This window comes from Parabacteroides gordonii MS-1 = DSM 23371 (genome assembly GCF_000969825.1).
GTDB lineage: Bacteria > Bacteroidota > Bacteroidia > Bacteroidales > Tannerellaceae > Parabacteroides > Parabacteroides gordonii.
The window spans coordinates 3,940,402-3,953,295 of sequence record NZ_KQ033919.1 but is presented as its reverse complement, the minus strand read 5'-3'; the positions used below and the strand labels follow the sequence as shown (position 1 = coordinate 3,953,295).

General features: G+C 45.0%; 7 protein-coding genes. All 7 read right to left on the bottom strand.

What is annotated here, in order from left to right; translation table 11 throughout:
• Positions 1-2: 2 nt before the first annotated feature.
• Positions 3-3,329 (bottom strand): SusC/RagA family TonB-linked outer membrane protein, encoded by a 3,327-nt coding sequence (locus HMPREF1536_RS14955; protein ID WP_028726088.1) that lies wholly within the window; start codon positions 3,327-3,329, stop codon positions 3-5.
• A gap of 499 nt (positions 3,330-3,828) precedes the next feature.
• Entirely contained in the window at positions 3,829-6,414 is a 2,586-nt protein-coding gene (locus tag HMPREF1536_RS14950; RefSeq protein ID WP_028728699.1) for a sensor histidine kinase, read from the bottom strand.
• A gap of 12 nt (positions 6,415-6,426) precedes the next feature.
• Positions 6,427-9,126: a sensor histidine kinase gene (locus HMPREF1536_RS14945; RefSeq protein WP_081693366.1), complete on the bottom strand. Its 2,700-nt coding sequence runs from the start codon at positions 9,124-9,126 to the stop codon at positions 6,427-6,429.
• Positions 9,127-9,274: 148 nt separating this feature from the next.
• Positions 9,275-10,081 carry a DUF4469 domain-containing protein gene (locus HMPREF1536_RS14940; RefSeq protein ID WP_028728701.1) on the bottom strand — a complete coding sequence of 269 codons (807 nt, stop codon included), beginning with the start codon at positions 10,079-10,081 and terminating at the stop codon, positions 9,275-9,277.
• A 369-nt stretch (positions 10,082-10,450) separates the two neighbouring features.
• The gene (ilvC, locus tag HMPREF1536_RS14935) at positions 10,451-11,497 is read right to left on the bottom strand and encodes a ketol-acid reductoisomerase (protein ID WP_028728702.1); all 1,047 of its coding nucleotides are present in this window, start codon (positions 11,495-11,497) and stop codon (positions 10,451-10,453) included.
• A 78-nt stretch (positions 11,498-11,575) separates the two neighbouring features.
• On the bottom strand, positions 11,576-12,307 hold the full coding sequence (locus HMPREF1536_RS14930; protein ID WP_044192800.1) for an acyl-[acyl-carrier-protein] thioesterase: 732 nt from the start codon (positions 12,305-12,307) through the stop codon (positions 11,576-11,578).
• A gap of 29 nt (positions 12,308-12,336) precedes the next feature.
• Positions 12,337-12,888: an acetolactate synthase small subunit gene (gene ilvN, locus HMPREF1536_RS14925; RefSeq protein WP_028728704.1), complete on the bottom strand. Its 552-nt coding sequence runs from the start codon at positions 12,886-12,888 to the stop codon at positions 12,337-12,339.
• Positions 12,889-12,894: the final 6 nt, after the last annotated feature.

The window sequence follows — 12,894 nt, the reverse complement described above, 5'->3', positions numbered from 1 at the left end:
AATTAAAATGTTACCTGAATACCTGCCATATAAACTCTTCTCGATCCCTGAACACCATTATCGGTTTCCGTATTACCATTGTAGTTATTACCCAACACACCGGTTTCCGGTTCACTATGACGTTTAGCTGCCGGTCCGAATGTACACAGGTTATCGCCAGTCAGGTAAACGCGGGCATTCGAAATACCCAGTTTCTGAGTCAACATTTTCGGAATAGTATAACCTAATGTTACATTTCTCAAACGCAGGAAGTCATTGTTGAACAAGAAGAAATCCGTACGTTTCACATTCAGACTGGCATTTGCAGAGGACAGACGGGAGAACTCGGCCTGATCACCCGGTTTTTCCCAACGTTTTCCTTCCACCAGATCCTGGATCATACCTACACCGTCCAAACCAGCCGTACGTTCCAACCATGTATAATCGTACATAGTAGATCCGAATGAAGCATAGAACATGAATGAGAAGTCAAATCCTTTGTAATTGAATGTATTAGTAATCGATCCGAAAGCAGTCGGTATAGCCGATCCGCACCACTGGTAATCATTCATGGTTACATCAGAATAATTTTCTGTTGTCTTCCATCCACCGTTGCCATCTTTGATCAGATACAGGCGGTTACCGTTTTCCGGATTCACACCGGCATGCTTCGGCATGTAGAATTCATACAGTGAATGTCCTTCTTCCAACTTATAAGTAGCACCACGGTTGGCATAAGTATAAGCACCACCCGGCAGATAAGTCACTTCATTATCCAAAGTAGAGAAGTTCAGGTCGATATTCCATTGGAACTCTTTATTCTTGATGGCCGCAGCGCTTAAAGATATTTCAAAACCACTGTTACGGACATTACCTAAGTTGGTATTGTAACCGGCTGCATCTCCCACCTGGGCTGACAACGGTAGATCCCGGTAATAAAGCAAATCTTTAGAACTACGTGAATAATATTCGATTGTTCCGCTCAAACGGTTCAGGAAGGAGAAATCGACTGCGATGTTATACTGTTCGTTACGTTCCCACTTCAGGTTGGGAGTAGCCAGTGTCATCGGTTTGTAGCCGGCTGATCCAAACAGATTCTCTTTCTTATAATAAGCCTGATAAGCATACAGAATTTCATCTCCGGCCTGTCCGTTACCTGCATTACGCGGATACAGCTTATCGTTACCCGATGTACCATAACTACCACGGAGAGACAAGTTATCCAGCCAACTGCTTGTACCTTCCATAAATTCTTCCTTAGAAATTCTCCAGGAAGCACCAAAAGAGAAGAAGTTACCCCAACGGCTCTCTTTGCTGAAACGAGAGGAACCGTCACGACGGAAAGAGCCCGACAAATAATACTTGTTCTGGAAATTATAATCGGCCTTACCGAAGAACGACAGCAAAGAATAACGGTTACGATAAGAATCTACTTCCCAGTTGGTTGTTGTAGAAGCCATTTCAAACTGTCCCATCTGCATGATACCTTCACCGTAGCTCTTATCATATTGCCGGTTGTAGTGGTAAAACTCATGTCCTAACATCAAATCCAGGTTATGTTCGCCAAACGACTTATTCCACGTCAACAGGTTATTCCATGTAACGGACTGAGTTTTATAGTTTTCACGTTGAGCCCAACCACCATTTGTCAGCACGGTAACGCCATAAGGTTGTTGTTGTCCCTGTCCGTGAACAGCCGAACCATACTGGTAATACGTTTCCGTAATATCATCCAGGTTGACATTCGTCTTGAATTTTATATCGAAGGGAAGATTCACACCTGCGAAATAATGGGCTGTCAACATACCGCCTTCTTTATTATTGAAGTCGTCATCGTTAGGGTTATCCCAATAGTCACCGGAGTTGGCCAAACTGTGGATACCGAAGAAGTTCGCTGAATTCTCACCAAAATCATAGATACGCTTTCCGGTCTTTTGGGAAGTATACCAGGCTGTGTTATCTTCGTTACGCAACCACGGTGAGTTCAGCGTATTAGTATATACTGTGGCACGGGTCGCACCGGAGATATTCTGGCGTGAATAGCTATAAGCCAGGCTTCCACCCATATTCAGCCACTTGGTCAGTTCAGTTGTGACGCTGGCACGAAATGAATAACGTTTATAGTACTGGTTATTAGCATAACCTTTATCATTCAAATAAGATAAAGAGGTGAAGTAGTTGGTTTTGCCATCCTGTGTAGCACCACTGACATCAATACCGTAATCCTGACGCAGTTTGCGTGAGAACAAGGCACCATACCAATCATAATCGCTCTCGTCCCACACCATTTCCAGATCCGGGTTTGTCCAACAATTACCGGCACCATCATGCATTACATAATTGGAAGCATCACCCGTCCATTTAAACGGAGTGACATATACTGTTTCCCCTTTTGAATTGACACGCGGATTGACGGCACGCGAGAGCAGGTTGGCTGAAGCATAATCGCCCGCAGTCTTTGAGTCCAGCCCTTCTACATAATGTTTGTCATTATAGATACCACGCCATAAGTTAGTTAGCTGTTGGTAGGGGTCTGCCTTTTTAGGATTTGCTACGGCGTTATCGGAAGTACCCCAGGCACCACGGAAGTTTATAACCGGTTTACCCGCTTTACCTTTCTTGGTCGTAATCACCACAACTCCGTTTGCTGCACGCGATCCGTACAGTGAAGAAGCTGCCGCATCCTTCAAAACCGTCATCGACTCGATATCGGAAGGTGAAATAGAGTTTATACTACCGTCATAAGGCATACCATCCACCACATACAACGGGGTTGTCTTACCTGACATCGAACTGATACCACGGATCTGGATACGGGTTTCACCGCCCGGGTTACCTTCGTTGTTAGAAACATTTACACCGGCACTCATACCCTGCAATGCTTCTGTGAAGCTAGTGGCAGAAATCTTTTCCAGCTGATCGGATTTTACCACTGAAGCCGATCCGGTAAATGAGGACTTTTTGGTTGTACCGTAAGCTACTACCACTACCTCATCCAAATCTTGCGTATCACTGGCCAACTTTACATTCAGAGTGCTTTGTCCGTTCCAGACAATCTCCTGGGTTGTCAGACCGACAAATGAAACAACAAGTACAGAACCTTTCTTTAGACCATCCAATGTAAATTTACCATCCATATCCGAAATAGTACCGTAAGAAGTACCCTTGATAGAGATAGAAGCACCAGCTACAGGACCCATATCGTCTGTTACGACTCCTGTAACTTTTCCATTCTGCTGTGCGATCATAGCACCTGCTGAGGTGGGGATCACTGATGCATTGATAGTCCCGGCTGTACCAAATACAGTTGCAAGAACTAATGCTTTAACCAGTTTCGAGTTTGTCAACATAAGCTAAAATTAGAATTAAACAATTAGACACTTTTAACCACTTCGGAAGGCTTAAGTGGGGAGCTCAAGAGTACTAGTGAAACTCATTGACACTGTGCACCTTCCATACTGAAACTGAAATACCTGGTATACATAAATTAGCCCGGCAGTTTAACATTAATACCATAGTTTTTGTAGAACTCACGTATTTCACGGGGACAAATATAGTAATATTATTTAAATTGTGCTTAAAAATACAGCATTAACGTTACCAAATAAGAATTTTAACATAATAGACTGCAATAAGAAATGTGGCTAAAGCCAATAATACCCCAATATCTTGACCGTCGGTTGAAGCAGACGGCAATCGAACTCAGGTTAAAGCCATGAAGGGCATGAGTTCTACAAAGACTATGGTTATACAAAGCATAAAAAAGAGACCATATCATCGGTTATCGGGTGATATGGCCTTTTTGTATGTGATCCCGTGCCGGGTACAAAACGATACCATTTTATTCCGTCAGCAAGTACTTTGCATATTTCTCAAAGGCAATATGACAGAAAATATAGAACCTTTCCCAACTTCTGAGGACACGGATAAAACCCCATTATAATGCTCTACTATATTCTTACACAGATTAAGTCCTATACCTGCCCCTTGGATCTCATCATGCTTTTTATAGAAGCGCTCAAATATTAACGCCTGATCTTCAGGAGAAATTCCTATCCCAGTATCAGCAACTGTTATATAGACATTCTTGTCATCAGAAGTATAACCGACAGTTATGCTTCCCTCATTTGTAAATTTAACAGCATTGTTGATCAGGTTAGTGATCACCTGGTTCAACCTTAGCGTATCAACGACCAGGCAAACCGACTCTTCCGGTAATTGGCAAATCAGCCGCAGGGGTTTTTGCAAAATAACTTGTTGGGTAGTCATTACTTGTTTGATAAGGCTGTTCAAGTTACACCCCACATCAGTATATACCATATTATCAGAATCTATACATGCCAAATCAAGTATATCCCTGAGCAAAGCGAGCAATAAATCGCAATTCGACTGTATGGTATTAATAAACAATTCGTAATCTTCAGCATCATACTCATCATTGCCGGCTATCAACTTGGCAAAACCAATAATGCCATTCAGCGGCGTACGGATCTCATGGCTCATATTCGACAGGAAAGCAGACTTAAGCTGTTCCGACCGATATACATTATCGCGAGCCTCCTGCAATAAAGCCTGCTTGTTTTTATAATCCTGGATATTAATACAAAGACCGTACAACTGCGGCAATGTGTCCTCTTCATTCTGGTGATAAGACATACGAACTTCCCAATACTGCTCGCTTATCCCATTCAGGTTCATGCGTACCTCACGAGTAACACGCACATTATTGCTGAAACGCTTCTTCTCATAAAAAGATTTCCACTCTTCAATATCCTCAGGGTTCAGAAAACTCAAAACAGTTTCTACCGACAGCGTATGTGTCCCGTCATCCTCTATCCCCCAATTCGTAAAAAAGGCAGGATCCACCAAAAAGCACTTCTTATGGAAATCGAACCACCAGAAGAACAATTGCCCGATATCCGTTGTCAGCGACAAATACTCACCGGTTGTAAACTCATCCGTACGGTCAGAAAAAACACAGATAGCCCCTTTTACCTCTCCATTAATGATCAGCGGGGCAAGCTCCCCGTTTACCAAAAAGTAATAGCCATTTTTCTTTGACTCTATACGCGCCATCGGAGAAAAGCGAACCGACTTTTTCGCCTTCAACTGATCGTAGAATATCCCACCCGCCTTTTCTCCAAGCGCAGGATCGGAAATTGTCACCCAATCGGAAAAAGGAGTATCCAGGATATTACTTTCCACACGCAACAACATTTTAGCCCGAAGATTAGCTGAAGCTATCAGCCCATGCTCATCGACAGTGATGACCCCTTCGTTAATCGAATCCGTTATAACCTGCAGGTTGTCGCGTTGTTGAACCAGCTTGCGCTCATTCTCTATGCGCCGGTTCTTGGACAATCTTATTTTATAAATAGCAAAGACAAACAAGATTGTAAATAGCACGACCCCGATAATGCCTATTATTTTCAGTTGCCAATTATATTTTATATGGAAAGGGACATTGATAAACTCCATATTGTTCAGCGAACCTTCAAACGCATAATTAAACCTATCATAAACCTCCCAGTCTATCCACAATTTCTTTTGACTTTCTTGTATCCTGTTGCCTATCTTCTTCCGTGTTAATATTTTCGCGGCAAGCTCCGCTCCGTCATAAGCTAAATCGTAAGAAGAGGTAAAATATCCTCCTAATATGCCCTGTCCGAATCCTTCATTGCTTACCGCGACAAAAGGGGTAAACGAATCTTTAACAAACATGCCGACAAACGAAGTCCACACTGGCAAAATACCCAAAGTCTGAAAATGATCATCAATAACCCTATAATACACATCATGATAACTCCAGTCACTTGATATCGTATCTACATTAACCGCTATAACCGTATGGCTTATTTTTTGTGCCTGGTTCTTTATTTCCTTCAAAGCTATTGATTCCAAATCAGTGCCAAAGAAAGGCACATACAAGTTTTTCCTTGTCAACATAGTACCTAGCCTATACACATCACTGATATTCAAACGGGTAGTAAATCCGGCCACATGTGAAAACCCTGGCTTAGACAACGGCAGCGAATCCGGATAGTCTACACCGCAGAAAACGATAGGCGCCCCATTTGTTTCTTCCGCAAAAGAATGATTAGAGTTCAAGACGGCGGCAGTAGCCAAATCGTTTACAGTCAAAATCAAATCAGGTTTCTTCATCCTGTTCATATAACTCACAGCCGAATCCACACACTGTCCTTTCGTATAACGAGAATTCAGATAATCAACATGCAAATTCACCTTTACATTGTTATCCTTGAAGCCATCGATGATTCCCTGGTTCATATCCTCCATCCAAGGAGAACGCTCTTTATAGGAGTGAAGCACCCACACGTCGAATCCTTCTTCTTTATCAACATGCAACTTGCACCCTATCGCCAATACCGAAAAAAATGCCAATAAGCAAATACAATAATATGCAGTCCGTTTCATAACTATTCTATTTTATTGTTGCACCTGATGAACCGGAAGTTCGACAAGCACGCAAGTACCTTTCCCATGAAGCCCGTCGGTTATCCGTATCGTACCGTTAAAGCGTTGGGTAATCTCTTTGCAAAGCGACAACCCCAGTCCTCCGCCCGATGTAAACTTATCCAATTTATAAAAGCGTTCGAACGCGACCTCCCGGTCTTCCTGCGCAATGCCGATACCGGTATCACGAACATAAATCGTAACAGAGCTGTCGCTTTCCTTATACCGGTAACCCAGCGTGACCGACCCTTCAGACGTAAAATTACAGGCATTCTTGATCAGTTGCACCAGCAACTGTTTCAGGCGGAAAAGATCGGTCTCCATAATGCATTCTTCTTCGGGCATCTTGAGGAAAAAATTGACATTCGTCTGTTCAAACCGGGGCAACTCCTCAGACCATAGTTCAGAAAGGAACCTTTTCAAGTAACATACCTTATACTGGAATGGATATCCGCTTTCGACCCTGGATATATCCAAAATATCATTGATGGTCTGTAACAGCATATCACAATTCTTGCTGATCAGCTCAAGGAACTGGCTTCTCTCCTCCTCTTCCACCTCATTGATAATAGAAGAGAAGCCGACAATCGCATTCAGCGGCGTACGGATCTCATGACTCATATTAGCCAAAAACTCCGATTTGATCCGGTTGCTTTCTTCCGCCCGTTTCAGTATATTCTGCATATCTGCTTCCGTCTCTTTCTGCTTCTGTATGCTAAGGCAGATCCCGAACAGGCGAATATCTTCCGGGTTATTGACACCACCGGGCATGGAAGTGATGCGGAATTCAAACCAGACATAACCGGCGGGAAGCTTCATCCTCAACTGAACCTTCGATTTGTTGATATCCGGGGTTCGCAATAATCTCTCCAACCCTCCGTTCTTCAGCTCGCTGTCATCGGGGTGCAACATATCCAAAAACTCCTCCTTGCTGAGGACCGGCACATCCCGGTCGATCCCGTTGGTTACGAAAAACGACTCATGGAATATAACCTGTTGCTTTTTCATATCCACCTGCCACGTGTACACATCGCCTGCCGCCATACAAAACTCAAGGAATTGCTCTTTTCGCAGCTTGTCCGTGCAATCGCGGAAGGCCAGAAGCGTCCCGACATGCTCTCCGTTCACATACAAAGCCCGGACGCTGCCCGTAACTTGCAAGCTCCTGCCATCATACAGTTCAAGCAGGCTACCTTCCGGCAGGCACTCCCTTTCGTGCGTTTCCACCGACCTGTTAACGAGTTTCTGCAACCAGAAAGCATCATGTTTATAGCGGGGAGAAAGCTTCACGAGCGAACAAAAGTGTATCTCATTCAGCTCCTCGTTTTCCTGCTCCACTCCCAAAAGCCGCCGGGCCGCCGGATTGATCGAGACGATCATTCCCCGGCAATCCATCGAGATGATAAAATCGCTGATGGTATTGATCATCCTCTGCATCCGTTCCTGCTCTTCGTCCAGCTTCTTTTGCGAAGAGGTACGTCCGAAGTTGGCATTTCTTGTAATTCGTATCAGATAAATTATGAATAAGGTTATCAAAACGATCCCGAAAATTCCACCTGCGATAAACATCTTCTTATATTTTTCCATAAACGGTCTGTTTACCACCATACTGCCATCGGGCAATTGAGATTTTGAAATACCCCAGTGCTGCATCAACTTCCAGTCAAAGACCGGGGTACGCACCCCGGTGTCGATCGGGATCGATTCAGCGGGTTCACCTTCCAAGATACGGAGAGCCGTTTCCACCGCCTTTTCTGTCTGAGGTTCCACCCGGTTAAAATACCCGCCTATCACCCCATGCGGCACGAGATCGGCAAAACCTTCGTCCGAGAAATAGGCATTGGTAACCCCTATGAACGGGTGCAACTGATAATCCAGAAAATCAACATAGATATATTCTCCGCGTGCCTTGATACCAAAATGGCGAATAGGGGTATTGTTTTTGTAATACCGGTAAAACTGGTCGTACTCCCAAACCGTCGGAAGGTCGAAAGCCACAGTCAGCGGCCGGCCAATCGTATCTGGATCCCGGATCGTGTCTATCCGTGCTCCCGCCGGGCCATATTGGTAAAAATTACGTACAAAGGCACATTCCGGGATGTCGGCCAACTGCTTTCGGGCGGTATCGATCAGCAGATACTCTTCCCGCTGGAATCCGTAGGCGACCTGCACTTCTTCCACTTCGCCGAACAGTTGTTTTCCCAGTTCGTAAGCCTGCCGGTAATCGATCGTTTCCAATTGCCCGGTGATCAGCGGGTATTTATCAAGCGTATCGGCAGGCAATATGACATTACTGAAGACAATCGGAGTCTGGCGTGCAATAGGATGTCCGGACTGGATCAAGTACCTGAGGGCATCATCGTTAAATGCCAGTATGACATCGGGCGGAGTTTCCTGATAAGTGTCGAGGTTTTCTTCCAGCAACTTCCTGATATTCTCCACCTGTACATCGTGCGTCCGGAGAAAAAGATAATTCAAGCTGATCGGTATATCAGCCTTATCAAAAGCCTCCTCCACCAACAACCTTCTTTTTTTCTCAATCTTAGGATTTCCTGACGACTGGATGCATAAAACCCTATACTCTTCTTCTTCCAGGAATGGTTCGGCGAACACATTACTAGGCAAAAGACTTTCCAGCATCCCCAATAAAAAATATATACACTTATGTTTCATAACAATAAATAGTATGCCATCCACCCGTTTGAATGGGGTATCATCTAGCCGTTTAAAGGGGGTACCATCCCTTCTGTTTGAATGGGGAGGTATTCACGGGAAGGAATAGTACCTCATTCAAACGGTTAGATGATACCCCATTCTTTTATTACTCGATGACCGGACGGTCATCCTCCCCTTCCCCCGATTCAGGCGTGCCGTCGGTAGCCTTAAGAGTGATGTTGCTAAAATTAATACGGGGTGTCTTTAACATCCGAGCAGTTGCCGTGCCCGAACCTGCCTGTGAAATATGCACCATACGGTATATGGAGCCGTTAGTTAGTCCGGTAGGCACCATAAACATCAGATGCTTGGGTTCGTTTGTTAAGAGAAGGGTTACTTTGATGCGTTTCTCATCGGTGTCGCCCTCTTTTTGCAGGTAGATACCTACGGAAGGGTCGTCGCCTTTGATGGAGAGGTTCACGCCACGAACGTCGAGCACCTGTCCGGAAGTAACAGTCTTGTTCACTTCACCGTTGACCGTGTTGATGAATGTTTCCATCTGTGCGAAATTCTGTGCGGGCCCCATGTTTTCAACCAGAGTTTCTTTCATGGCTTTCTGCACGTCGGTTCCTACGCTCATATAAGCCGTCACCTCATGCTTGGAGCGCGTAAAAGGTTCGTTAGGCGTATCGAATACTCCCTTGACACCGAAGCGGAGAGTGAAATATTCAAAATTGATGTTATTGCCCATAAGCCCCATTTCAATGCCTTTTTCAGCCATCAGGCGGAAACCATCAACAAGCTGATCTTCACGCAACAGGGTTATACCACTTTTCACAAGCAACTGGGCCAAGTCACTCAATCCGTAGCTCATACCGCCGATGATGTTGAGCGTGCTGTCGTTCTCATCTTTAGTTAGCTTGTTCGGATAAGTGTTGCCACGGAGCTTGCCGGGTTTTACATTCTTTGCCATAGATTTATAGTTTAAAATGAATACTAATGAATTGTTAAAATACTAAGTGGCGATCTAAAACGGTCGTTTTTTCTAGTCATTTTTGCAAAGGTATGATTATTCTTGAAAAGAGCAAGATAATCATACGTGAAATGGCAGTAAGATGCAATAAACCTACTATTTAGGGCTGTTTTATGCAATGTTGGAGCAGGCTTGTTATACATGGGCAGAGCGTGACTAGAAAAAACGACCGTTTTATTTAGTCACACCATATTCAATCTAACATCCTATAAATCATAACGCAAGTAGTCGTTTTGGCCAATTGTTAAAACGCAAAAAAGGCATGCTGTCACGACATGCCTTCTTCTGTATTATATGTAGGAATATGTATTAGTTGTTTTCCGGACGCAGTTTGCGAACAACGGCACCTGCACGCCACATTTCGCTTTCACGAAGGGCTTTCAGTTCTTTTTCCAGACCTTCACGGTAGTCAGGCTTGCTGTTAGTGTCGATAGAACGCTGTGCTTCGTTACCGCAGGCAACTTCGCTATACAGCTTCTGGAATACCGGTTTCGTTGCATCGTGGAACGGGCCCATCCAGTCCAGAGCACCGCGCTGTGCAGTGGTTGAACAGTTAGCGTACATCCAGTCCATACCGTTTTCAGCGAACAGCGGCATCAACGACTGTGTCAGTTCTTCTACTGTTTCATTGAATGCTTCTGAAGGTTCATGACCGTTTTCACGCAATGTTTCGTACTGAGCCAGCAACAATCCCTGGATGGCACCCATCAAAGTACCACGTTCGCCTGTAAGGTCGGAATATACTTCTTTCTTGAATGTTGTTTCAAACAGGTAACCAGAACCTACACCGATACCCAATGCAACTACACGATCCCATGCACGGCCTGTTGCATCCTGGAAGATAGCGTAGCTTGAGTTCAGACCACGGCCCTGCAGGAACATGCGACGCAGTGAAGTACCCGAGCCTTTCGGAGCTACCAGGATTACGTCTACATCAGCAGGCGGGATGATGTTTGTACGTTCTTTGTATGTGATACCGAAGCCGTGTGAGAAATACAATGCCTTACCCGGAGTCAGGTATTTTTTGATGCGGGGCCATACTTCAATCTGTGCTGCGTCTGAAAGCAGGTACTGGATAATTGTTGCTTTTTCGCATGCTTCTTCAATATCGAACAGTGTTTCGCCCGGTACCCAACCGTCTGCAACGGCTTTTTCCCAAGTCTTACCACCTTTACGTTGTCCTACAATTACGTTAAAACCGTTGTCGCGCAGGTTCAGGCTCTGGCCCGGGCCCTGTACGCCATAACCTATAACGGCGATAGTTTCGTCTTTCAATACTTCTCTTGCCTTTTCCAACGGAAATTCTTCGCGGGTTACTACGTTTTCGTCAACGCCGCCAAAATTCATTACTGCCATTTTCTTTTTACTATTAAAATGAATGTATATAAAATAATTTATTTCTATGTGATGGGCGGGCAGACCCCGCCCCTACGGTTATGTCCAGGTGACGGCGGCGCGGCTGATGGCTTTGCCTTCGTGACAGATGGACATGTTATACTTTCCGGGGGAAACTTCCTGGTTATGAAGGGTTAGCTCCATACCGTACTTTCCTTCGGATTGGTAAGCTATTTCGAAACGGCTTATCTCTTTTTCACGAAACAGGCTGATGTCGAACAGGTCGAGCAGGTGTTCCATGTATTTGATGCTGTTGAGATGGCCGTTTACGTCGAGGTCGCTGTACTTCACACGGTAGGGTTCGCCGGAGACGTTGTTTTCTACCGGGGCGATCTTGCCGGGTTTCTCGATCGGACAGGGACGGTCGGTGACGTAAGCACTCAGCCCTTCCACATCAAGCAGGGTCGGACGGCGTGTTTCCATATCGATGGCTGCCCAGATGGAACGGGCGAAGCCGAAGGTTTTGCCTTCACCGTTCACCAGTTCGAAACAACGGCTGGTGAATAGCTTGCCGACTTCGTCTACCCAGGTGTATAAGGTTACGGATTCCGACATAGCAGGATAGGATGTCATTTCGATTGCCAGACGGGAAAGTACCCAGGCTGTATGCCTTTCGGTCATGTCGTTATAACCGAACCCACGGTCGGCGGCATGACAGGAAGCTGCGTGCAGCAAATAGGTTCCGATCATCGGGATGGTGATGCGGCCCCGGAAGTCCATCAGATAGGACTCGGTGACGAAATGAAATTCTCCTACTTTGTTCTTCTCCATAATCTTCTTTTTATACCTTACGTTAATTATTAATGTTTGTCCTGCAACTTCTTTTCCATAGAGGAAAGCATGTCGCTCAGACGTTCCACTTTACTCTTCGTAATGGCGACACGGCCGGAACGGATGAATTGCAGTACACCGATCGTTTCGCTCAATTCTTTGAACAGGGCTTGTGTCTCGTCGTAGTGACCGCTCTTTTCGAGCACGACACAGGTTTCGTTCACTTCGAGGATACGGGCGTTGTACTTGCGGATCAAGTCCTCTACCGTTCTCATCTTGATGAAAAGCTCGGTACTCAGTTTGTAGAGGGCGATTTCCTGATACACCAGGTCTTCATCCGTATTGTAATAGGCTTTCAGAATATCCACACGTTTGTCGATCTGTTTTACCACCTTGTCGATCATATCTTCTTCGGCAAAAGTAGTGATCGTGAACTTATGTATTCCCTTTATAGCAGAGGGGGAAACGGAAAGCGTCTCGATGTTCAGCTGCCGGCGCGTAAAGATAATCGTAATCTGGTTCAGAAGACCTACTGTGTTCTCTGAAAAGATAATAACGGTATATAATTTCTTTGTTGTCATAGCTTG

Bases quoted from the DNA above. Each gene is read 5' to 3' on its own strand.
- HMPREF1536_RS14955 (WP_028726088.1), bottom strand. From the start codon at position 3,329: ATGTTGACAAACTCGAAACTGGTTAAAGCATTAGTTCTTGCAACTGTA.
- HMPREF1536_RS14950 (WP_028728699.1), bottom strand. From the start codon at position 6,414: ATGAAACGGACTGCATATTATTGTATTTGCTTATTGGCATTTTTTTCG.
- HMPREF1536_RS14945 (WP_081693366.1), bottom strand. From the start codon at position 9,126: ATGAAACATAAGTGTATATATTTTTTATTGGGGATGCTGGAAAGTCTT.
- HMPREF1536_RS14940 (WP_028728701.1), bottom strand. From the start codon at position 10,081: ATGGCAAAGAATGTAAAACCCGGCAAGCTCCGTGGCAACACTTATCCG.
- ilvC (WP_028728702.1), bottom strand. From the start codon at position 11,497: ATGGCAGTAATGAATTTTGGCGGCGTTGACGAAAACGTAGTAACCCGC.
- HMPREF1536_RS14930 (WP_044192800.1), bottom strand. From the start codon at position 12,307: ATGGAGAAGAACAAAGTAGGAGAATTTCATTTCGTCACCGAGTCCTAT.
- ilvN (WP_028728704.1), bottom strand. From the start codon at position 12,888: ATGACAACAAAGAAATTATATACCGTTATTATCTTTTCAGAGAACACA.